Below are 22,971 nucleotides of genomic sequence, written 5' to 3'. Positions count from 1 at the left end.
TTATATGTGCGATTTAACAGTTTCTTCTAGCTTTTGTTTTGGTATAAATCCTACTAATCTATCTACTTCTTTTCTATCTTTAAAAACTATAACTGTTGGCACAGTATGTATCTCAAATTGTCTAGCTAATTCTAAACTTTTATCTATATCAACCTTTAAAAATTTTGCATCTTCTTTCATATCTTCTTCTAATCCTTCAAATATTGGTGATAACATTTTACACGGTCCACACCAAGTTGCAAAAAAGTCTACCACTGTTGTTTCTTTTGATAATTCTACCTCATTGACGAATTCTTCTGTACTTATTATTCTAGCCATTGTATTGTCTCCTTTTTTTGTTTTGATAAATATACTATATCAGCTATAATTTCTTATAACAATTAGTTACTTATTTGTAACCACATATAAACATAACTTTTTTAATAAATAAAAAAAGAAGAACACAAAGCATTCTTCTTTTTTTATATTATTTATTTATTAAATCATTTATAACAACAGATGCTATTACTAGACCTCCAACAGATGGTACAAATGAAATACTTCCTGGTGTAACCTTTTTGCCATTCATTATTTTTTCTTTAAGCTCTCTTGGTTTTTCAGTTGAAAATACTACTTTTAGTTTTTTTATTTTTCTATCTCTTAACTCTTTTCTCATTACCTTAGCTAGTGGACACATAGTTGTCTTGTGGACATCTGTAACTACTATTTTAGTTGGATCTAGTTTATTACCCATTCCCATAGAACTTATTATTTCAAGCCCCTTCTTTTTGCAAGTTTCTATTAAATGTATTTTAGAGCTAACCATATCTATTGCATCTACTACATAATCATATTTTTCATTTAACAACTCTTCACTTGTTTCTTCATTATATAAACTTTTTATAGCTTTTATATTTATATCTGGATTTATATCAAGTATCCTTTCTTTCATAACATCAACTTTATCTCTACCCACTGTTGAATGTAGTGCTGGAAGTTGTCTATTTATATTAGTTACATCTACATCATCGAAGTCTACTATAGTTAGATTTCCTACTCCTGCTCTTGCTATAGCCTCTGCTGCAAAACTGCCTACTCCTCCAACTCCAAATACTATTACATTTGAATTTTTTAGTTTCTCTATACCTTCTTGTCCTATTATTAGACCTGTTCTAGTTGTAAAGTTTTTTTCCATATCTTATTTCTCCTGAAATTATTTATTATTATTTTAAAGAAATATATTCTACTAAATTATATAATGAGATTCACATAAAATTTATAAATCTACTTTTTAACTTATTATTAATTTCATTATTTAATCTTGTTATTTATTTTATACAATAAATGATTGTACTTTTTTATTATGTTAAAATTAAATATAATGATAATTATAATTTAATTGTATGAATTTTAAAAGATATAAATAAAAATAATTTAATAAAATATAAAATTATTTTTATTTATAATTTTTTCATATCTATCTATTTAATAGTCATTTAATGTAATATTATAAAATCCTATAATAAAAAAAGAACTCATAAGAGTTCTCACAAATTGGCGGGAATGCGTGGGAGTCGAACCCACCTAAGAGGCTCTTAACCCCTCATACTAGTTTTGAAGACTAGAGAGCACACCGGCACTCATCCATCCCCATATTAATCATTTAATAAAAATATCATATTTGTATAAAAGTATTTTTAACACCTTAATAATTTGTAATTATATCATAAATATATGTTATTAACAATATTTATACAATATATTTTAATAGAAAATTACATTTATAGTTTGTTTCAATTATAAACTATGAATTTTCTATTCTATTATCTAATTAGATAATATTGATTTTACATTTTTTAATTGATATTTATAATTTTAATTTTAACCTTTTTGATATATAGTATAAACTTGACAAAAATAAAATGCGCTTGATAAGTTTTCTCAATACTTATAGCACATCTTATTATATCATTTCTTCTTAATATTTTCGTTATTTTTCAAGTTCATATTTATAGTCTTTTATCCCTCCAAATAAACTATATAATTTATTAAATCCATTTATACTTAATACCTTACATGCAGCTTTACTTTGACTTCCTATTCCACAATATAATAATATTTTCTTATCCTTGTAATCTGCTAAGAAATCTATCTTATCATTTATCTCATTCATTGGTATATTTATAGCCTTTGGCAAATGACCATTTAGGTAATATTCTTCATTTCTAATATCTATAATAAGATCAAATTCATTATTATCTATCATTGACTTTATTCTTTCTGAATCTAATATATATATACTCATATACAACCTCCTCTCTTATTAAATATATTATGAATTTTTTCACAATAAGTTGCATGATTAAAGTTAATATTATATATTTAATTATATTTTGACAAATATTTATTGACTTTATATATAATCATATATTCTTTATTAACAAAATAACTACACCTATACAGGTGTAGTTATTTTTATATATTAGGTATTTGCCATTCTATTGAGCTTTTACCTATTGATTTTAATATTTTATTAGTTTCTAAGAAATGATTACATCCAAAGAATCCTCTTCTTGCAGATAATGGACTTGGATGAGGAGCTTCTAATATATAATGATTATTAGAAGTTATAAGTGTCTTTTTACTTCTTGCATTTGCTCCCCATAATATAAATATTACAGGGTCTTTTCTATTATTTAAAATTTTTATTATTTCATCAGTAAAGATTTCCCAACCCTTCCCTTTATGAGAATTAGGTTCATGAGCTCTAACCGTTAAAGCTGTATTTAATAGTAATACACCTTGATCTGCCCATGGAATTAAATATCCATTGTTTGGTATAAAACATCCTAATTCACTATTTAACTCTTTATATATATTTAATAAAGATGGTGGCGTTTTTTCTCCTGGTTGCACTGAAAAAGCCAACCCATGTGCTTGATTTTCACCATGATAAGGATCTTGTCCTAGTATAAGCACTTTTGTATCTTTATATGATGTATGCTTTAAAGCTTCAAATATATTATGCATATTTGGGTATATTATTCTTTCACTATATTCCTTTTTTAAAAACTCTCTTAATTTTAAATAGTAGTCTTTTTTAAATTCTTCTTTTAATAGTTCGTCCCAGTCATTATTTAAATTTACCATTTTGTCACCCTTATCTAAAATAGTACTCTGCTATTTTCTTTTCTCTTAGTTATTTTATTTCTATCAAAGTTTTCTAATAATATCACACAGTTTTTTCTACTAGAATTAAGTAAATCCCTATATTCACCTAAAGTTATTTCTTTATTTTCTTTTAAATAATTAATCAAATTATTTTTTAGTGTTTCATATAATTCTTTATCCATAACATACTTTTCATCTAATTGTTCTACTTCTTGCCCTATCATGAATTCTAATACTTCTTCATAAAATTTATTTTTGTTACATATATTATCTATTGTTAATATGTTTTCTGATTTATTTACGCTAGAATTTAACTGATTTTTTATAGCATTTTTTATTTCTAGTTGCTTTGAGTTTAACCTTACTTCAAATTCATATAAAGATATTAAATTATTATTTACTTTTACTACTTTTTCTTTATTTAACTTATCTATTAATAAGTCCATCTCCTTAGTCTTAAACTTACTTTCAACTTTAGATCTAAACTCTTCTTTTACCATACCATTTCTAAGTCTATAAGATTTATGATACTTAGTAAGTAAGTCTACACTTTTGGATTTTAAAGTTTCATATTTATTAATATGCATATACATATTATTTATACAAATAGCTTTATCCATATTTATAAGTTCTTGTAAAGCTTTATTTACATTTTCTTCATTTTCTCCAATATAGGCCATTATATCTTTTTTACTTGGATAGATTTCAGTATTCTTTTTAAGATACTCTTCTAATATATCTTTTAGATCGCCTTTTTCTTTTATCTTTAATGAATTTATAACTTTCGTATCAAATTTTTTGTGCTTTTTAGGATTTGTATCTATTATAGTTCCTCCCCCTATAGTTTCCATAGGTGAATAACTTCTAATAACAAACTTATCTCCCTTTTTACCTACTATACTTTCTTCTAATCTTAATTGTACATATCCATCTTCTGATGAGTTTATTATTTCTTTATCTAATGGTACTGCTCTGCACAATATTTCTTTTGTACCGTGGTAAAGCCTTAATCTATCCCAATGTTTTAAGCTTTTGTTTGAATGATTTACAATAGATATTTTAACATCTAACATCATGGATTCTTCTAAGGAATTTTTTGCACCTAAAACATCTCCTCTTTTTAAATCTTCAACTTTGACATTAGATATATTTATTGCTGTTCTTTGTCCTGCATAAGCAATGTTTACATTTTCGCCATGAACTTGAATACTTCTTATCTTTGTTTCTATATTCGAAGGATATAACATTAAATCATCTTCAACACTTATTTTTCCTTCTGTTAGTGTTCCTGTTATTACAGTTCCAAATCCCTTTACAGAGAATACTCTATCTATATTAAGCCTTGCAGGTGAATTTATATCATTATCTTCTATATCTTTACTTATCTCATCAATTTTATTTATAAGCTTATCTATACCTCTTTTAGATATAGAATCAACTTCTATTATATCTGCATCTTCAAGGAAAGTTCCTTTTACCTTTTCTACTACATCTTCTTTTACTAATTCTATAAATTCTTCATCTACTGTATCACATTTTGTTAAAACTATTATTCCATTTTTTACATTTAAAAATTTTAATATATCTAAATGCTCAACAGTTTGAGGCATTACACCTTCGTCAGCTCCAATTACGAATAAAACCATATCTAGACCAGATGCTCCTGCAAGCATGTTTTTTATAAATTTTTCATGCCCTGGAACGTCAACTATACCTGCTCTTTTTTTACTGGGCAAATCAAAATATGTAAATCCTAAGTTTATTGATATCCCTCTCTTTTTTTCTTCTGCTAAAGTATCTGTTTCTCTTCCTGTAAGTGCTTTTATAAGGGTAGTTTTTCCATGGTCTATATGACCTGCTGTACCTATTACTATATTTTTCATGTTAATCTCCCCTCTTATATACTATTTAAATATATTTTTAAGTTCATTTATTATTAAATCATATTCATCTTCAAATATAGTTCTTACATCTAATATGTATTTATTTTCATACACTCTTGCTATTATATGAGAATTACTTAATCGTAGTCTTCTTTCTAATGTTGATACATTCATATTATTTGGAGTTATAGCGACTACTTTACTTTTTATAGTCTCTAAAGGCATAGATCCTCCCCCAACTTGAGATAGACCATCTTCTACACACACTTTTGCATCTATTTTTAACTCTTTTATTTTATTTAATAAATTATTAGCTTTTTCTTCTAATTCATCTATTTTATAGGTTAACATTCTAAGAGTTGGTATTTCTTTTATTGCTTTTTCTTCATCTAAATAAGTTCTAAGTGTAGCTTCTAGAGCGCATATAGTTAATTTATCTACTCTTAAAGCTCTTGTTAATTGATTTTTTTTCATTTTATCTATGTACTCTTTTTTTCCAACTATTATACCAGCTTGTGGTCCACCTAACATTTTATCTCCACTAAAAGTAACTATATCAGCACCTTTTCGTAGAGAATCTAAAACAGTAGGCTCATAAGACAGTCCATATTTTGATAAATCAATAAATACTCCACTACCCAAATCTTCTATCACAGGTATATTATGCTTTTTACTAAGTATAGATAACTCATCTATATCTACACTTTCTGTAAATCCAAGTATTCTATAATTACTAGTATGAACCTTCATAATAGCTTTAGTATCTTCACTAATTGCTTCTTCATAATCTTTTAAATGTGTTTTGTTGGTAGCACCAACTTCTAAAAGTTTTGCACCACTTAATTCCATTATACTTGGTATTCTAAAAGAGCCACCAACTTCTACTAACTCACCTCTTGATACTATAACTTCACCATCTTTAGCTAATGTGCTTAATACAAGCAGTACAGCTGCTGCATTATTATTTACCACTAATACATCTTCAGCATTTGTAAGTCTTTTTATTGTATCTGCTAAATGATCATATCTTGAACCTCTTTGACCTTTTTCAATATTGTATTCTAAATTAGAATATCTAGACGCGGAATTCCAAAGTTCTTCTTTTATACTTTCACTAAGTAACGATCTTCCTAAATTAGTATGTAACACTGTCCCTGTAGCATTTATAACCTTTTTTAAAGATAATGCATAGCTTATATTAATCTCATTTTTTATATTTTTAATTATATTATTTAAATCTAAATTTATATTATTTTTGTCATCCTTAATATCTATTATTTCTTTTCTTTTTCTATCTATAACCTTCCTTATGCACTCTATAACTAAGTTTCTAGGATACTCTTCTAATGTATTATTTATATCTTCTTGGTTTAAAACTTCATCAACTGAAGGTAGCTTAGAAAATAATTCTCTTTTGTTCAAATAAATCACAACCTTTGCTCTAAATTTCTAATTATTTAATAATATTTTATATTATTCTATTTTATAGCTAACCCACCTTCTATGTAGTACATAATATTCTCAAAATAAAAATTTTATTTGTTTAGCTATTTTATTAATTTATTTTAGCGTATTTTGTTCAAAATTTTTTCATATATAAAATATGGAAATCATATACGGTATGATTTCCATATTAATTTTATCTATATAACAGTTATGTATTTACCAGATTTTTCTTTAACTTCACCAATTACTTTAGCCTCTATAGATCCATTTTTCTTCATATCTTTTATTAGTATATCTGCTAATTCTTCTCTTACAGAAATTAGTAGTCCTCCTGATGTTTGAGGATCATACAGTATATCTTCTATTTCAGTTTCTACATTATTTATGCTGACATCTTTTCCTATGTATTCTTTATTTCTATACATACCTGCAGGTATTATACCCATTCTTGCCATATCGACAGCTCCCTCTAATATAGGAACTTCCTTACAATCTATTTCAATGCTTACATTTGATGCCTTTGCCATTTCTAGAGCATGTCCTAAAAGTCCAAATCCTGTTATATCTGTAACTGAACTAACTTCTATATTATCAAAACTCATTGCTGCATACTTATTTAAATGTATCATAGTTTCTATTACTTTGTCTGAAACTTCTTTATCTACTAATCCTTCTTTCATAGCTGTATTTAATATACCTACACCTATAGGTTTAGTTATAATTAACTTATCACCTACTTTAGATGTTGCATTAGACAATACTTTATCTGGATGAACTATACCAGATACTGAAAGTCCATATTTGGGTTCTTTATCATCTACAGTATGTCCTCCAACTAAAAGTGCGCCACTTTCCTTAACCTTATCAAATCCACCCTTTAATATTTCTGCTAGAACATTCATATCATGACATGATGGAAAACAAACTATATTCATAGCTACAATTGGCTTTCCCCCCATAGCATAGACATCTGATAAAGAGTTTGCTGCTGCTATTTGACCAAATATATATGGGTCATCTATCATTGGAGTGAAAAAATCTAGTGTCTGAATTAGAGCACTATCATTATTTAATTTATATACAGCTGCATCATCAGATGTTTCCAGTCCAACTAATAAATTATCTGTATTTTCATTCTTAGGTAGTTTACTTAATACCGATGCCAGAACCTCTGGTCCAATCTTAGCTGCTCAGCCCCCTGAAGTAGTCATATCTGTAAGTTTTTTTAACATCTCCATATATATCTCTCCTTGTTATATCTTATAATAATTATAATATCATATTTTTACTTTTATATTTACAAGTTTATATTAAATATTGTTTTATTTAATGGTTATTTTACTCTATAGTAATCATCTCCTTAATATCTTCATATTTTTTATCTCCAATTCCATTTACATTCTTTATTTCCTCGATACTCTTAAACTGGCCTTTTTCTTCCCTATAATTTAGTATTTTGTTAGCCGTAGCCTCTCCGACCCCAGGCAGTTTATCCAAATCACTTACGTTAGCTATATTTATATTAATTTTTGAATTTCCCTCTTGAGATTTAATATTATTTTGCGTGGCATTTTCATTATTATTATTTATTTCCTCACCTATCTTAGGTATTATATAATGCATTTCATCTTCTATAGTCATCGCTAAATTTATCTTATTTAAATCTGCCTCTTCTGTAAATCCTCCTAGTAAGTCTATAGCATCTATTAACCTTTTACTATTTTCAATTGTGACTACCCCAGGATTTTTAACCTCTCCACTTACAAATATCCTTATTTCTTTTGATTTATTTTTATCTATATCATTTTTATTTGCCGTTTTTTCCAATATTTTATCTTTGTCCATTTGTTCATCATTCTTGATATTTTTAGTTTCTTCTTTGTCACTTTTACTAACTACATATACATTGTCTCTAGCTTTTAACCCTCTATTAATTATAGTTGTAGATATAGAAAATACAGTTATAAATACTATTAATACAACCTTTTTCTGTTTATTCAAATAAAATCACTCCTTCATTTCAATTATTGACAAAATTATGTTATACTAAAATATAAGTTTTGTTTTGGAGGTTAGTAAATGAAGAAATTTTTATCAATTTTGGTATCCTTAACGTTTATATTCTCACAAATTTTTGGAGCTACTAATGAGGCTTTTGCTCATGATAAAAAGCCTGATCTTAAAGCAGAATACGCAGTATTAATGGACTATGAAACTGGGAAAGTTTTATATAATAAAAATGGACATGCCAGAATATATCCTGCATCAACTACTAAAGCTTGGACGGCTTATGTAGTTATAAAGCACGTTTCTGATTTAAGTGCAATGGTAACAATAAAAGATTTGCCACCTATAGATGGCTCTAGTATGTACCTAAAAAATGGAGAGTCTTTTACAGTTAAGCAGTTATTACAAGCTCTTTTAATACATTCTTCTAATGATGTTGCCTATGTTTTAGCAAACTATGTTAGTGGTTCTATCGATAAATTCGTAGATCTTATGAATAAGGAAGCTAAAGCTATCGGAGCTGAAGGTACTCATTTTAACAATCCACACGGTCTGCCAGATGAAAAACACTGGACTACAGCTTATGATATGGCTTTAATGGCTAGACAAGCTATGAGTAATGATGTTTTTAGAGATATCGTTAACACTAAATCTATAAAATTTGAACCAAATGAGGTTTATCCTCATGAAAGGTACTTTATAAATACTAATAAATTTTTAACATCTAATGAGAAAATAGACTACAAGGGTGAAAAAATAGATATTAAATATGATATAGTTGATGGTATTAAGACTGGTTATACAGATGATGCTGGTAGATGTCTTTTAAGTAGTGCTGTAAAAAACGATATGAGACTTATAGCTGCTGTTTTTAAAACTGTTGGAAATGACTTATATCTAGATTCTAGAACGCTACTAGATTATGGTTTTGATAACTTCTCCAATACTACTGTCATCAATAAATCTGACTATATAAAACATCAAAAAGTACTTTTTAGTAAGCAAGGAGAATTAATTTATGAACCTGAATATAGTTATAAAGTAGTTCTTCCTAAAGGTACTAAAGACGGAATATATACTACAAAAGTTAAATTAGACGATATTAGTTTACCTATAAAAAAAGGTGACAAAGTTGGTAAGTTAGAAGTTTATAATAAAAATAAACTAGAAACTACTATAAACCTTGTAGCTACAGACGATGTCAACAGCGTTTTTAGCTTTATAACAGAAAACAAAGTCGTAATGATAATAATAAAATTTGTTTTATTAATTGGAATTATTGCTTTTGTGTTGTTTATAACTATCAAAAGAAAATCAAATAAAAATAGACGTTATACAAGTATATATTCAAATAAAAACAAAAAATATAAAAGAAGAAGATAAGAGTAGCAATTTATTGCTGCTCTTTTATTTTATGTAACATTTGTTACGGACAAGTTCTAACTTTTGGGTTATAATGTATTTTTTAATATTTTAAATTATTGGAGGTTTATTATGAGCTGTGGATGTTCAAATATGGATAAAAATAACGGTAGAAATGTAGTAGATTTAGTTAGAAGTAAAGGTAAAGGAGATTTTCCTCTAAGAACTACTCATGATATAGAATGTGTTAATTGTGATAAAGTATTTACGATGACTACTCATGTAGACAAATGTCCTCATTGCAATATGGTTTATGGAGTTACACCTTGTAGCTCTATGGATAAAAATAATATAAAACCAGCTGGTATAAATTATTAATTATTTTAATAAATTAAGTTTTTCAAAGAAGTTACTTTTTAGATTTTAAGTAGCTTCTTTATTTTTACTTATATAAAAAGAGCTGTTCTCTATGAGATACAGCTCTTATATATTATCCAAATATTTTCTTAGTTAAAGAACATCCTGTGCAAGTAGCAGCAACTCCACCTAATGCAGTTTCTCTTAACTCCATTGGAAGTGTTTTACCTACTTTGTACATTGCTTCAACAGTTTCATCAAATGGTACTATGTTTAATATTCCAGCTAAAACTAATTCAGCAGATATTAAAGCATTAGCAACACCTATAGCATTTCTTCCTTGGCAAGGTGCTTCAACAAGTCCTGCTATTGGGTCACATATAAGTCCCATAACATTTTGTAAACAGTGAGATGCAGCATGAATAGCTTGTTCAGGTTCTCCACCCATCATTTCAACTACACCAGCAGCAGCCATAGCAGCAGCAGCACCAGTTTCAGCTTGACATCCACCTTCTGCACCAGCAACTGTAGCATTTCTAGTTATTATAGCTCCTATTGCTGAAGCTGTAAATAATGCATTTACCATCTCTTCATCAGTAAATCCATATTCTTTACCTATTGTAACAACAGCTCCTGGAAGTATACCACAAGAACCTGCTGTAGGTGCAGCAACTATTAGACCCATAGAAGCATTAATTTCCATAGTACCCATTGCAGCAACCATAGCTTTATTCATTAACTCTCCACATGCACTTCTCGATGAATTTCTATACTTAGTTAATTTCTTAGCTTCTCCACCTATAAGTCCACCCATAGATTTTATATCTTCTTCAACAGCTCTTTCAGTAGCTGCTTTCATTATATTTAAGCTATACATCATTTTTTCTCTTATTTCTTCTTTAGATAAACCTGACATCTCAGCTTCTCTTTCTAAACATAATTGATGTATAGGCATGTTTAATTCTTTACATTTTTGTAATAATTCAGCTCCACTTGTAAAGTTATATTTCATTTTTTTGTCTCTCCTTACTCATTAGAATTTGTCTAAAACTACAACCTTAGCTATTACTTCAAACTTTCTTAATTGATCAACTAAATCTTGTTCTAATTTTTCATCTGTTTCTATAGTAACAAATGTAAATTCAGATTTAGCTGGCTTATTTGTTGATATTGTTGCTATATTTTTATTGTTATGAGCAAGTAATCCTGTTACAAACGATACTGCACCTGGAATATCTTTTATTTCTAGTACTACTGCAGCCTTTGAACCATTAAAATCAAGAGCTAATCCATCCATTTCTGTAAGTTTTATGTTACCTCCACCTATAGAAGCACCCATTACAGTTGACTTAGATCCATCTTCTAAAAGCATTTCCATTTTAACAGTGTTAGGATGTACGTTTTCTCCTAAATTAGTTTTAATGAATTCAAACTTGATACCAGCTTCTTCTGCTAATTTAAAAGAATCTTTTATTCTAGCATCATCAGTCTCAAATCCTAATATTCCACCTACTAATGCTTTATCAGTTCCATGTCCTTTGTATGTTTCTGCAAAAGAACCATGTAACAAGAATTTAACTTCCTTTATACGTTTTCCTGCTATCTTTGAAGCAGTTTTCCCTAGTCTAGCTGCTCCTGCTGTATGAGAACTAGATGGTCCTATCATGTTTGGTCCTACGACATCAAATACACTATAATCCTTAGCCATTGTATTACCTCTTTCTCCTAAAAGTCTTAATTAAAATTTTTTGATTTTAATTGTATTGCATATTAGTATTAATTTTAAATAGCTTAATATTATTATTTATCCAAAACTATCTTATATACATATATATATCCTGAAATAAATGTATATAAACTAATTTCTTATAAAATCCAATTTAAAATTTAATCCATTGATAATATTTTATTTAAATTCGTCATATTTTGTCAAGAAGGAAAGTAAAAAAACTTTTTTTGCCAACATAGTTTTATTTTAGAATTAAATATTTTTTTAACAAACTTTCCTATAAATTACAAAATGACCAGATTTAGTCTGGTCATTTTTGTAAATTTCGGTAAAATATTATTTTACAGCTATTACTTCTATTTCAACCTTAACATCTTTTGGTAATCTTGCAACTTCTACACAAGCTCTAGCAGGCTTGCTTTCACCGAAGAATTCAGCATAAACTTCATTTATTTGAGCAAATTCGTTCATGTCTTTTATAAATACTGTAGTCTTAACAACATCTGCAAAATCATATCCAGCTTCTGTTAATATAGCTTTTATGTTTGTTAATGATTGAGCTGCTTGAGCCTTAACATCTCCTTCAACTATTTCCATAGTTTCTGGTACAAAAGGAACTTGTCCAGATACAAATAACATGTTTCCAGCTTTAACAGCTTGAGAGTATGGTCCTATAGCTTTAGGAGCATTATTAGTATGTATTACTTCGTGTTTCATTTTAACTTCCTCCTTATACATTAACTATATGTATTTAGTATTAGTCTTTCGATACTATTATACTACTATATTTATATTTGTACACATATTTTTTTAAGCAGGGTTACAAATATACTATATTTTTATTTGTAAACACCTGCCTTTAGTATATTTTTTAAATTACATTTCTACTATATCAAATCCTGCACTTGTTACTGCATCTTTTATTTCTTTTATGTGATCTTCTGATATAGTTTCTACAACTAGCTCAGCAGATTGTTTACCTAGAGTACTTCCCATTGCTAATCTAGATATATTAGCTGCTAATATATTTCCATTTTTTTCACTTATTATCTTAGTTAATTCAGCAAGTCCGCCTGGCTTATCTTGTATTACAGTGTTGAATGAGTATCTTCTTCCTTCTGTAGCTAATGCTGTTCCTATAACTCTATATAAAGTGTTAACATCTACGTTACCACCAGATATTACACAAACAACGTTTTCATCTTTAGCTGGAACATACTTTCCACTTACCATTGCTGCTGTACTTACTGCTCCTGCACCTTCTGCTACAACTTTTTGGTTTTCCATTAAGAATAACATTCCTTGTGCTATTTCTTCTTCAGTTACAACTATAACATCATCAACTAATTCTTTTATTATTTCAAATGTTAAATCTCCTGGTGTTTTAACTGCTATACCATCAGCTATTGTAGTAGCATTGAAAGCTGTAGTTACTTCACCATTTTTCATAGATTCCTTCATTGAAGGTACGTTAGAAGTTTGAACTCCTATAATTTTTACATTTGGGTTTAAAGCTTTAGCAGCTACTGCTATACCAGCTATTATTCCCCCTCCACCTATTGGACATAATATAGTGTCTACTTTATTGTCTAATTGCTCAAATATTTCAAGAGCTATTGTTCCTTGTCCTGCTATTACATATTTATCATTAAATGGATGTAAGAATGTTGCTCCAGTTTCTTTTTGTATTTCAACAGCTTTTGCATATGCATCATCATATACTATTCCGTTTAAAACAACTTCTGCTCCATATCCTTTAGTCGCTGTTACCTTTGCAAGTGGTGCTGTTGCTGGCATAACTATTGTTGCTTTTATTCCAGTCATCTTTGCCCCTAAAGCAACTCCTTGTGCATGGTTTCCTGCACTTGAAGCTATAACACCGTTTGCCTTCTCTTCATCAGTTAAGTTAGCTATCTTGTTACAAGCTCCTCTTAATTTAAAAGATCCTGTTTTTTGTAAGTTTTCGCACTTATAGAAAACATTTGCCCCAGTCTTAGCACTTAGCTTAGCACTTTCTAATAAATCTGTTTTTTTAACTATATCTTTTATAGTTTCTCTAGCTTGTTGTACATCTTGTAAAGTAACTTTTGTCATCGTATAAGTCTCCCTCTTGTTAGTAATTTTTGTAATCACCCTTTAACAATTATTATTCTATACTCTTTTTTTACAAAATGCAACAGGAAATCGCTATTTCATAATTTTTTAATTTTTCTAAAAAAGTGATACAATTACTATTTTCTCCTTTATTAATTAAGAGTATACCTTTGTTAGACCTTATTTCTTTAACTTGTATACATTATATTTTATTATATTTTTGATACTATTTTACTTTAAAATTTTTTTAAATATTTTTAATTTATTTAGTATTTTATTATATAAGCTAATTTCTTTTATATTAGCGAAACACTTCATGTGGCCAACGACTTCGTCCGTTGCTCAAAATATCTTTTTACTCTCTGCAAACTTATTGATATTACTTAACTGAAATATTTACTCACAGTTTTTAAAGTATCATAATTTCCTTAAGCGTAAAAAAGAGGTAGACAAGCTACCTCTTAAAAACTATTTAACAACTATATTAACTAACTTCTTAGGAACAGCTATAACCTTAACTACAGTTTTACCTTCCACTAAAGCTTTTATTTTTTCATCTTCCATTGCTACTTTTTCCATATCTTCTCTAGATATATTAGTAGCAACACTTAATTTTCCTCTAACTTTTCCATTAACTTGAACTACTATTTCAACTTCATCTTTAACTAATGCAGTTTCATCATATTCTGGCCAAGATATATCAAATATACTTCCTTCTTTACCTATCATTGCCCATAATTCTTCTCCAATATGAGGAGCAAATGGTGAAAGTATAGTAACTATTGTATCTACACCTTCTTTTATAACAGCATCATTTCTAGTTTCTAATTCTTTGTACTTGTACATTTCATTTACTAATTCCATTAATGCTGATATAGCAGTATTAAATCCAAACTTTTCATTAAGATCTTCTGTAACTTTCTTTAAAGTTGCATTTATTGTGTATCTCATAGCCTTATCTTCTTTAGTTAATTCACCTAGAGAAACATTATTCTTAGCTACATCTGCTAATTCATCTATTAATCTATATACTCTGTTTAAGAATCTGAAACATCCTTCAACACCTTGATCTGACCACTCTAAATCTCTTTCTGGTGGTGCAGCAAATAATACGAATAATCTAGCAGTATCTACTCCGTATTCTTTTATTATCTCTGATGGTGCTACAACATTTCCTTTAGATTTACTCATCTTAGCGCCATCTTTTAAAACCATACCTTGAGTTAATAAGTTCTTAAATGGTTCTTTAAAATCTAACATTCCCATTTCATTAAATGCTTTAACAAAGAATCTTGAGTAAAGAAGATGAAGAATTGCATGTTCTACTCCACCTATATATTGGTCAACTGGCATCCAATTGTTAACTGCTTCTTTATTAAATGGCTCTTCAGTATTTTTAGGATCTATGTATCTTAAATAATACCAAGAAGAATCAACGAAAGTATCCATTGTATCAACTTCTCTTCTAGCTGGCTTTCCACAACAAGGACAAGTAGCATCCATAAATGTTTTTGAAGTTGTAAGTGGCGATTCACCTTTGCCTGTAAATTCAACGTCTGTAGGTAATAATATTGGTAAATTTTCTTTCTTTTCAGGCACTATACCACATTCATCACAGTATACTACAGGTATTGGACATCCCCAATATCTTTGTCTTGAAAGTAACCAGTCTCTTAATCTATAGTTAACTGTTTTCTTACCTCTTCCCATTTCTTCTATTTTTTCAATTATAGCTTCAAAAGCTTTTGAAGCTTCCATTCCATTGAATTCACCAGAGTTTACCATTACATTTTCTTCGTTTATAACTTCAACTACTGGCAATTCATATTTAGCTGCAAATTCTCCATCTCTTTCATCATGAGCTGGTACTGCCATAACTGCACCTGTTCCATAATCTGCAAGAACATAGTTAGCTATCCATAATTGAACTTTTTCTCCATTTACAGGGTTTATAACGTGCTTACCTATAAATAACCCTTCTTTTTCTACATCACTTGAAGTTCTTTCTATTTCAGTCATAGTATGCATTTTAGACACAAAAGCATCTACAGCTTCTTCGTATTCTGTTCCTGCTACTAATTCTTTTACTAATTCATGTTCAGGAGCTAAAACCATATAAGAAACCCCATAAACTGTATCTGGTCTAGTTGTAAATACTGTTATAGTCTTATCACTTCCATCTATATCAAAAGTTATTTCAGCTCCAGTACTTTTTCCTATCCAGTTCTTTTGCATTGTTTTAACCTTTTCAGGCCATCCATCTAAAGTATCTAAATCTTGAAGTAATTCTTCTGCAAAATGAGTAGTCTTGAAATACCATTGTTCTAAATCTTTCTTTATAACAATAGAATCACATCTTTCACACGCACCTTGAACAACTTGTTCATTAGCAAGAACTGTTTCACAAGATGGACACCAGTTAACGAAAGATTTTTTCTTATATGCTAATCCATGTTCTAAGAACTTTAAGAATATCTCTTGTGTAAACTTATAGTACTCTGGTGTAGAAGTTGCTACTTCTCTATCCCAGTCAAAGCTAAGACCTAATGTCTTAAATTGTTTTCTCATATCTTCTATGTTTTCCATAGTCCATTTATCTGGATGTATTCCATGCTTTATAGCTGCATTTTCCGCTGGAAGTCCAAATGAATCCCATCCCATTGGATGAAGTACATTGTATCCTTGCATTTTTTTAAATCTAGCTACTACATCACCTATAGAGTAGTTTCTAACATGACCCATATGTAATTTTCCTGATGGATATGGGAACATTTCTAATGCATAGTATTTTGGTTTTGTTGTATCATTTGTATCTGTTTTGTATTGGTTGTTTTCTTCCCAAGTTTTTTGCCATTTGGCTTCAACTTCATTTGGTTTATAAACACTCATGTGCATCCTCCTATTATTTTTGTAATATTAAAAAAATTCACTTCGTTCATTTTGTCAACGATATGGATTCGTATACACTTTAGCCTCATCCGTCGCTCAAAATATTTCGAAGGATAGGAAATTTTATAATTTCCTTATATTAAAAAATCCTCGTCTCTAAACATAATGTTTAGGGACGAGGATATATTTTCGCGGTACCACCCTAATTAGTCTATAAATAGACTCTCTTAGATAGTTTTTATGCCAACTACGGCTAAATAGATACTTCTAGCAAGTTCAAAGGTATATTTTACTAGTTCTCACCTACCACTAGCTCTCTGAAAAAACACATTCTTTTACTACTCTAGTCTATTTAATTATTTTTAGTTATAATAGTTTATATTATCACCTTTATGCTAATGTGTCAACATCAACATACGGAGCATCTTTCCATAATTTTTCTAGATTATAGAATGATCTATCTTCTTCATTAAATATATGAACCATTATATCGCCATAATCTAAAAGTATCCAAGTTTGAGATTCGTATCCTTCTTTTCCTCTTGGCTCTATCCCAATCTTTGTAAGTTCATCTTCTACATTATCAGCTATTGCTTTTACTTGTCTTTGAGATCCTGCTGTTGCAACTATGAAATATTCACATAAGCTTGAAACAGCTCCGATATTTATTATAGATATATCTTGACCTAACTTATCATCTATTGCATCATATGCAATCTTAGTGATTTGTTCTACTGTCATATTATTTCCTACCTTTCTAAAATTAAACATATTTTTATATTATATCATAAATTGTGATTTAAATATATTACTATTTATTGCTTCTATTCTCTAGCATATAGTTTCTTGCTTTTATAGTTTTTTCATGTATCATTTGATTATTATCTATAACAAATTTTATAGTATTATTAAACGATAATAGTAATGCTTCGTCTAGTTTTTTGTTGTATACAAGTTCTCTTAATTTTTCTACACCATCAAAATTTCTATCTTCTTCTATCAAATCCGCCATATATATTATTTTTTCAAGAAGTGACATGTTTTCTCTTCCTGTAGTATGAAATCTTACAGCTCTTATAACATCTTCATTTTCTATATTATATTCATATTTACATATATATGACCCTATTATACTATGAGACAATGCTAAACTATTTTTTTCTAATTTATCTAGTTTTATATCATATTTTTTAACATAAAATTTAACATCCTCATCACTTAAGTATTTTGCACAATCATGAACAATTCCTGCTAAATAAGCCATATCCTTATCATATCCGTAAATTTCGCTAATTTTTGCTGCACAATTGGCTACATTTTCAGAATGTCTATATCTTTTTTCTGGTAACATATTTCTTACTTTATCTTTTATATCATTATAATTCATTTTTAATCTCCATTATTATATAGTTTCTTATATTCTATATATTCTCTAACTTCCTCTGGTACTAAATATCTTATAGATCCATTATTTTTTAATTTTTCTCTTATATAAGTAGACGATATATCTAAAGATGGTACATATACCTCTATAATATTTGCACTATATTTTTTTCTTAAGTCATTTATTTTTTCTTTAGTACTAGCTTTGCTTATGCCCGGCCTTGTGGCTGCTATAAATGTTGCTAATCTAAAATTCTCTTCTACACTTTTCCAAGTTTCTATATCACAAATTGCATCTGCCCCTGTTATAAAATATATATCTATTGAATCATATTTTTTTTTCATATCCCTAAGTGTATCTATAGTATAAGTTCTTTTGTCTCTTATAATTTCCATATCTGATACTATGAAATTTTCATTGCTCATAGTTGCTAATTTTACCATTTCATATCTATCATACTTGTTTACAATGGTATTTTTTTTATGTGGTGGATTGCCCGATGGTATAAATATTATTTTATCTAGTTTATATTTATCCCTAATAAATTCAGCAGTTGCTAAATGTGCAGAATGAATTGGATCAAAAGTTCCCCCCATAATTCCAACTTTTGTACCTTTATATGTTTTATTGAACTTTCCTAATTTTGTCCTATTTATCTCCTCTGCTTTCTCAACTAGATTACTAGTAATCATTTTTACTCTCCTTTATATATTTATACTATTATTTTATCATTTTTTTTATAATATTAAAGATTATAAATCATATTTTAGTGTATACTTATATTTATATAATTATAAAGGAGTTTAAATATGGCTATAATTACTAAAATAGAGGCACAAAAGAGGAATACTGATAGAGTAAATATTTATGTAAATGATGAATTTTTCATGGCTATATTTACTGAATTAGTATATACATTTAGTCTAAAAAAAGGTATGGCTATAGATGAAAGTGACTTAAAGTCCATACTCAAAGAAGAGATGTATATAAAGGCTAAAACAAAAGCTCTAAACATTTTATCTAAAGCAGATCAATCAGAAAGTAAAATAAGAGAAAAACTTTCAAGTGACTTTGAAGAAGATACTATCGATTTAGTTATAGAGTTTTTACAAAAAAATAATTTTATAAATGATGAAATTTTAGTTCAAAAAATAGTCAATACAAATGTTAATTTAAATAAATATGGTAAAAATAAAATTAGACAAAATCTATATAACAAAGGTATAGATAAAGATTCTATAGAGCAAGCTATATCTAGTTTAGATCAAAATAAAGAATTTGAAAATGCTATGTATTTAGCTAAAAAAAGATATGATAGGATAAAAAACGACGATAAACATAAAATTTATCAAAAAATTTATCAACATTTAGCTTATAAAGGCTTTAGTTATGATATTATTAAACGTGTACTAAACAAATTACTAAACGTTGATGAATACGATATGTAGTTTTAGGAGGATTTGCTTTGAGCGAGGTTAAAAGAATATTAATAGGTGCTATAAGCCTAGGAATAGGTATATATAATCTTATTCAACTATATAGACAAGATAGCCTTAGATAAAATGGATTATAAATTTATAATCCATTTTTTGCTATAAATCCTAAACTTTATACTTTATTTAAATTAATATATATTTTTATCTATAAATATTTCTTTTTTCTACAGCAAATACTATTTCCTGGGTAATTAATTATATAAAAACTATTTTATGAGGAGTTTATAATGATAGATTTAATTTTACTTGGATGCGGAGGGAATGTCCCTACCACTAATAGATATTTATCTTCCCTTTTTATAAATTTTAATGGTAGTAAAATATTAATAGATTGCGGTGAAGGTACTCAAATATCTATGAAAATGAAAAATTGCGGATTTAAAAGCCTAGATCTAATTCTTATAACACATTTACACGGAGATCACTTTAATGGATTACCTGGCCTTTTATCTACTATTGGTAATAGTGGCCGTACTGATGACCTAACTATAGTTGGCCCAGTTGGTATAAAAGAATATATAAATGCTGTTATGATTTTGATTGAACATATACCTTATAAATTAAATATTATAGAAAATCCTAAAAATACTTTTTCTTTAGACCATGATATATTAAAAGATATTGAAATCTCAACTATAGAACTTGACCATTCTAGAGAATGTCTCGGATATAGTTTATATTTTAAGAGAAGACCTAAATTTAATAAAGAAAAGGCAATTAGTAATAATGTTCCTATTATACTTTGGCAAAAACTTCAATCTGGAAAAAATATTGTATATAACGAAATAGAATATACTCCTTCTATGGTGCTAGGAGATAATAGAAAAGGAATTAAAGTTAGTTTTATTACAGATACTAGACCTTTAGTATCTATACCAGAATTTATAAAGGATAGTAATTTATTTGTATGTGAGGGTATGTATGGTGATGATATGGATATTTCAAAGGCTGTTAAAAATCATCATATGACCTTTAGAGAAGCTGCAAACCTTGCTAGGCTAGGAAATGTAGATAAACTCATTTTAACTCATTTTAGCCCTTCTCTTGAAGACCCATATATATATTTAAATAATGCTACTAGTGTTTTTGAAAATACCATTATAGGAGAAGATAGGCTAAGCTTTAATTTAAACTTTAAAGATTAATTATCAAATATCTTTTTAAATTTTTAAAACATATTATATTGTATAAGTATTACATTAAAAATAGGTTATTAAGCATAATAGGCATGCTCAATAACCTATTTAAACTATATATTGATTTTCAATTGCTATTTAGCCACGTTTCCTGCTACGTTTAATACATCCCAAGTCCTAGCAAATGGAGGTGCATAACATAAATCTAACATACCTAATTGATTAGTTGTTAATTTAGCAAATACTGCCGTTGCTATTACATTAGTTCTTTGAACTGCATCTTTAAATCCAACAACTTGTCCACCTAATATAACCTTTGTTTTTGCATCATATACTAACTTAACATATATCTTATTTCTACCTGGGTAGTAATTAGTTTGGTTAAAATCAGATATAAACTTAACTTTAAAGTCTAATCCAAGTTTTTGTGCTTGCACTTCTGTAATTCCTGTAGAACCTGCTTCCATATCCATAACTTTAATACAACTTGATCCTAAAGAACCTTGGAACTTATTATTAGCTCCTGCTAAATTTTCTCCAACTATTCTTCCTAGCTTATTAGCTCCTGTTGCTAATGGGACATAAGAATCTTGTCCGCTTACTATATTTTTTATAGTCGCACAATCTCCAGCTGCATATATATCTTCTATAGAAGTTTGTCCATATTCATCAACTATTATTGCTCCATTCGGTAACATATCTATACCTGTATCTTTTATAAAGTCAGTAGCTGGTCTAACTCCAGTAGCTATTATAACTACATCAGCTTTTATTTCACCTTTATTAGTTATAACTTTTTCTACTTTAGTTTGTCCAACAAATTCTGCTGCAAGCTCTTCTAATCTTAAATCAACATTATGTTTTCTTATTTCCTCTTCTAAAACATCAGTCATTTCTTTATCAAATACATTCTCAAGTATTCTACTTGTAGATTGAATTACCGTTACATTTTTACCTAATTTTTTAGCAGCTTCAACAGCTTCTAGACCTATAAATCCAGCTCCTATTATAACTATATCTTTATTTTCTTCTTTATTTAATAATTCTTTTACTTTTATTCCATCTGCCATGCTCTTTAATGTAGATACGTTTTCTAACTGTACATTCTTTATAGGTGGTATTACACTATATGCACCTGTTGCTACCATTAACTTGTCGTAAGAATCTTCAAATTCTACACCTGTTTCTAAGTTTTTAACTATAACCTTTTTATTTATTGCATCGACTTTTACTACTTCATGATGTATATTTAAGTCTATTCCAGTTTCTCTAAACTTTTCTGGACTTCTTGCTATCATATTGTTAGGATCATCAAAAAATCCTCCAACAAAATATGGCAATCCGCAAGCTCCAAATGATACAACTTCTCCTTTTTCATATACCACAACTTCATAATCTGGTTTAATTCTTTTAAGTTTTGCAGCAGCACTCATTCCAGCTGCAACTGCTCCAATTATTATAACTCTCATTTTTGCCTCCTAAATTGCAGTAATTTTATATTTTATAATTAAGTTAGTATTTTATCTTAATTTTTATACCATTCTTAGTTATTATATTAACATTATTTTTTGTAAAAATCTATATACTTCATTATAATATAAAATCTTTTTTATAAAAAATAACCATCTAAAATAGATGGTTATTTTACTAACTTATTTTCTAAATGCCTTTTTAGTTGGCTTTCCTTTTTTAGTCATATTTTCAGGCTTAACCTTTGGTTTAGCTGGTTCTTGACCTGGGAAGAATATCTTTGGTTCTTCTTGATTTTTTCTATATATCGTAAATTTATATCCTATAGCTTGTACAAATTCCGCTCTTAAAGCTTCACATACAGCATTAGCAGTTTCTTTAGCATCTAATCCTGCATTATCAAGTATAGTTACTTTAACTATTTCTCTAACTCTTAACATATCATCTAATTGTTCTAAGAAACTCTCTGTAACACCATCTTTACCTATTTGAGTAACAGGCTTTAAAGTGTTAGCTATTGATCTTAAGTATGCTCTTTGCTTACCTTTTAACATTTTGTCACCTCTTA

22 protein-coding genes, 1 tRNA gene and 1 other annotated feature are annotated in these 22,971 nt (G+C 28.2%); of the genes, 4 read left to right on the top strand and 19 right to left on the bottom strand.

Annotation, left to right across the window (positions count from 1 at the left end; all coding sequences use genetic code 11):
* The 9 genes from trxA to I4U89_RS00510 form a co-directional block, all read right to left on the bottom strand.
* On the bottom strand, positions 1–318 hold the full coding sequence (gene trxA, locus I4U89_RS00550; protein WP_195937749.1) for a thioredoxin: 318 nt from the start codon (positions 316–318) through the stop codon (positions 1–3).
* A 148-nt stretch (positions 319–466) separates the two neighbouring features.
* Complete coding sequence (locus tag I4U89_RS00545) at positions 467–1,174, bottom strand: tRNA threonylcarbamoyladenosine dehydratase (protein ID WP_195937748.1); 708 nt, start codon at positions 1,172–1,174, stop codon at positions 467–469.
* Positions 1,175–1,534: 360 nt separating this feature from the next.
* Positions 1,535–1,631: transfer RNA gene (locus tag I4U89_RS00540), tRNA-Sec, on the bottom strand.
* A gap of 338 nt (positions 1,632–1,969) precedes the next feature.
* Positions 1,970–2,284: a rhodanese-like domain-containing protein gene (locus tag I4U89_RS00535; RefSeq protein ID WP_195937747.1), complete on the bottom strand. Its 315-nt coding sequence runs from the start codon at positions 2,282–2,284 to the stop codon at positions 1,970–1,972.
* Between the two features lie 170 nt (positions 2,285–2,454).
* Entirely contained in the window at positions 2,455–3,129 is a 675-nt protein-coding gene (locus I4U89_RS00530; protein WP_195937746.1) for a uracil-DNA glycosylase, read from the bottom strand.
* A 14-nt stretch (positions 3,130–3,143) separates the two neighbouring features.
* Positions 3,144–5,033, bottom strand: a complete 1,890-nt coding sequence (selB, locus tag I4U89_RS00525) for a selenocysteine-specific translation elongation factor (RefSeq protein ID WP_195937745.1) — start codon at positions 5,031–5,033, stop codon at positions 3,144–3,146.
* Positions 5,034–5,054: 21 nt separating this feature from the next.
* The gene (selA, locus tag I4U89_RS00520) at positions 5,055–6,455 is read right to left on the bottom strand and encodes an L-seryl-tRNA(Sec) selenium transferase (RefSeq protein ID WP_207744091.1); all 1,401 of its coding nucleotides are present in this window, start codon (positions 6,453–6,455) and stop codon (positions 5,055–5,057) included.
* Between the two features lie 221 nt (positions 6,456–6,676).
* Positions 6,677–7,717, bottom strand: coding sequence for a selenide, water dikinase SelD (gene selD / locus I4U89_RS00515; RefSeq protein WP_195937743.1), 1,041 nt, complete (start codon positions 7,715–7,717; stop codon positions 6,677–6,679).
* A gap of 100 nt (positions 7,718–7,817) precedes the next feature.
* A complete protein-coding gene (locus tag I4U89_RS00510) occupies positions 7,818–8,480 on the bottom strand; it encodes a helix-hairpin-helix domain-containing protein (RefSeq protein ID WP_195937742.1) in 663 nt (220 codons plus the stop codon).
* Positions 8,481–8,558: 78 nt separating this feature from the next.
* Between I4U89_RS00510 and I4U89_RS00505 the strand changes: the two genes are divergently transcribed.
* Together I4U89_RS00505 and I4U89_RS00500 are read left to right on the top strand one after the other, a co-directional pair.
* Complete coding sequence (locus I4U89_RS00505) at positions 8,559–9,869, top strand: D-alanyl-D-alanine carboxypeptidase family protein (protein WP_195937741.1); 1,311 nt, start codon at positions 8,559–8,561, stop codon at positions 9,867–9,869.
* 111 nt (positions 9,870–9,980) lie between these two features.
* Entirely contained in the window at positions 9,981–10,226 is a 246-nt protein-coding gene (locus I4U89_RS00500) for a hypothetical protein (RefSeq protein WP_195937740.1), read from the top strand.
* Positions 10,227–10,338: 112 nt separating this feature from the next.
* Here the strand turns inward: I4U89_RS00500 and sdaAA are convergent, their stop codons facing one another.
* From sdaAA to nadD, 8 genes are all read right to left on the bottom strand, one after another.
* Positions 10,339–11,217 (bottom strand): L-serine ammonia-lyase, iron-sulfur-dependent, subunit alpha, encoded by an 879-nt coding sequence (gene sdaAA / locus I4U89_RS00495; RefSeq protein ID WP_195937739.1) that lies wholly within the window; start codon positions 11,215–11,217, stop codon positions 10,339–10,341.
* Positions 11,218–11,238: 21 nt separating this feature from the next.
* Positions 11,239–11,913, bottom strand: coding sequence for an L-serine ammonia-lyase, iron-sulfur-dependent subunit beta (gene sdaAB, locus I4U89_RS00490; RefSeq protein WP_195937738.1), 675 nt, complete (start codon positions 11,911–11,913; stop codon positions 11,239–11,241).
* Positions 11,914–12,270: 357 nt separating this feature from the next.
* Entirely contained in the window at positions 12,271–12,651 is a 381-nt protein-coding gene (locus I4U89_RS00485; protein ID WP_092927217.1) for a RidA family protein, read from the bottom strand.
* Between the two features lie 159 nt (positions 12,652–12,810).
* Positions 12,811–14,028: a threonine ammonia-lyase gene (gene ilvA / locus I4U89_RS00480; protein ID WP_195937737.1), complete on the bottom strand. Its 1,218-nt coding sequence runs from the start codon at positions 14,026–14,028 to the stop codon at positions 12,811–12,813.
* 468 nt (positions 14,029–14,496) lie between these two features.
* Positions 14,497–16,917: a leucine--tRNA ligase gene (gene leuS, locus I4U89_RS00475; protein ID WP_195937736.1), complete on the bottom strand. Its 2,421-nt coding sequence runs from the start codon at positions 16,915–16,917 to the stop codon at positions 14,497–14,499.
* A gap of 168 nt (positions 16,918–17,085) precedes the next feature.
* Positions 17,086–17,278: a binding site (T-box leader), on the bottom strand.
* A gap of 29 nt (positions 17,279–17,307) precedes the next feature.
* Positions 17,308–17,658 carry a ribosome silencing factor gene (gene rsfS, locus I4U89_RS00470; protein ID WP_092927223.1) on the bottom strand — a complete coding sequence of 117 codons (351 nt, stop codon included), beginning with the start codon at positions 17,656–17,658 and terminating at the stop codon, positions 17,308–17,310.
* Positions 17,659–17,728: 70 nt separating this feature from the next.
* Positions 17,729–18,304, bottom strand: coding sequence for a bis(5'-nucleosyl)-tetraphosphatase (symmetrical) YqeK (gene yqeK, locus I4U89_RS00465; RefSeq protein WP_195937735.1), 576 nt, complete (start codon positions 18,302–18,304; stop codon positions 17,729–17,731).
* Between the two features lie 2 nt (positions 18,305–18,306).
* Complete coding sequence (gene nadD, locus I4U89_RS00460) at positions 18,307–18,993, bottom strand: nicotinate-nucleotide adenylyltransferase (protein ID WP_195937734.1); 687 nt, start codon at positions 18,991–18,993, stop codon at positions 18,307–18,309.
* Between the two features lie 117 nt (positions 18,994–19,110).
* On the opposite strand from nadD, the gene recX reads away from it, so the two are divergent.
* Entirely contained in the window at positions 19,111–19,749 is a 639-nt protein-coding gene (recX, locus tag I4U89_RS00455) for a recombination regulator RecX (protein WP_195937733.1), read from the top strand.
* A 275-nt stretch (positions 19,750–20,024) separates the two neighbouring features.
* Complete coding sequence (locus tag I4U89_RS00450; RefSeq protein WP_195937732.1) at positions 20,025–20,942, top strand: ribonuclease Z; 918 nt, start codon at positions 20,025–20,027, stop codon at positions 20,940–20,942.
* A 125-nt stretch (positions 20,943–21,067) separates the two neighbouring features.
* Here I4U89_RS00450 and I4U89_RS00445 read toward each other — a convergent pair whose 3' ends face one another.
* Complete coding sequence (locus tag I4U89_RS00445) at positions 21,068–22,402, bottom strand: CoA-disulfide reductase (protein ID WP_195937731.1); 1,335 nt, start codon at positions 22,400–22,402, stop codon at positions 21,068–21,070.
* Between the two features lie 183 nt (positions 22,403–22,585).
* Positions 22,586–22,957 (bottom strand): YhbY family RNA-binding protein, encoded by a 372-nt coding sequence (locus I4U89_RS00440; RefSeq protein WP_092927234.1) that lies wholly within the window; start codon positions 22,955–22,957, stop codon positions 22,586–22,588.
* Positions 22,958–22,971 lie beyond the last annotated feature (14 nt).

Source organism: Romboutsia sp. 1001713B170131_170501_G6 (assembly GCF_015668195.1).
Classification (GTDB): Bacteria; Bacillota; Clostridia; order Peptostreptococcales; family Peptostreptococcaceae; genus Romboutsia_C.
The sequence above is the reverse complement of the archived record's forward strand: the minus strand, read 5'-3'. Positions and strand labels throughout refer to the sequence as shown.

Coding starts and splice junctions, on each gene's coding strand:
- trxA (WP_195937749.1), bottom strand. CDS start 318: ATGGCTAGAATAATAAGTACAGAAGAATTCGTCAATGAGGTAGAATTA.
- I4U89_RS00545 (WP_195937748.1), bottom strand. CDS start 1,174: ATGGAAAAAAACTTTACAACTAGAACAGGTCTAATAATAGGACAAGAA.
- I4U89_RS00535 (WP_195937747.1), bottom strand. CDS start 2,284: ATGAGTATATATATATTAGATTCAGAAAGAATAAAGTCAATGATAGAT.
- I4U89_RS00530 (WP_195937746.1), bottom strand. CDS start 3,129: ATGGTAAATTTAAATAATGACTGGGACGAACTATTAAAAGAAGAATTT.
- selB (WP_195937745.1), bottom strand. CDS start 5,033: ATGAAAAATATAGTAATAGGTACAGCAGGTCATATAGACCATGGAAAA.
- I4U89_RS00505 (WP_195937741.1), top strand. CDS start 8,559: ATGAAGAAATTTTTATCAATTTTGGTATCCTTAACGTTTATATTCTCA.
- I4U89_RS00500 (WP_195937740.1), top strand. CDS start 9,981: ATGAGCTGTGGATGTTCAAATATGGATAAAAATAACGGTAGAAATGTA.
- sdaAA (WP_195937739.1), bottom strand. CDS start 11,217: ATGAAATATAACTTTACAAGTGGAGCTGAATTATTACAAAAATGTAAA.
- sdaAB (WP_195937738.1), bottom strand. CDS start 11,913: ATGGCTAAGGATTATAGTGTATTTGATGTCGTAGGACCAAACATGATA.
- I4U89_RS00485 (WP_092927217.1), bottom strand. CDS start 12,651: ATGAAACACGAAGTAATACATACTAATAATGCTCCTAAAGCTATAGGA.
- ilvA (WP_195937737.1), bottom strand. CDS start 14,028: ATGACAAAAGTTACTTTACAAGATGTACAACAAGCTAGAGAAACTATA.
- leuS (WP_195937736.1), bottom strand. CDS start 16,917: ATGAGTGTTTATAAACCAAATGAAGTTGAAGCCAAATGGCAAAAAACT.
- rsfS (WP_092927223.1), bottom strand. CDS start 17,658: ATGACAGTAGAACAAATCACTAAGATTGCATATGATGCAATAGATGAT.
- yqeK (WP_195937735.1), bottom strand. CDS start 18,304: ATGAATTATAATGATATAAAAGATAAAGTAAGAAATATGTTACCAGAA.
- nadD (WP_195937734.1), bottom strand. CDS start 18,993: ATGATTACTAGTAATCTAGTTGAGAAAGCAGAGGAGATAAATAGGACA.
- recX (WP_195937733.1), top strand. CDS start 19,111: ATGGCTATAATTACTAAAATAGAGGCACAAAAGAGGAATACTGATAGA.
- I4U89_RS00450 (WP_195937732.1), top strand. CDS start 20,025: ATGATAGATTTAATTTTACTTGGATGCGGAGGGAATGTCCCTACCACT.
- I4U89_RS00445 (WP_195937731.1), bottom strand. CDS start 22,402: ATGAGAGTTATAATAATTGGAGCAGTTGCAGCTGGAATGAGTGCTGCT.
- I4U89_RS00440 (WP_092927234.1), bottom strand. CDS start 22,957: ATGTTAAAAGGTAAGCAAAGAGCATACTTAAGATCAATAGCTAACACT.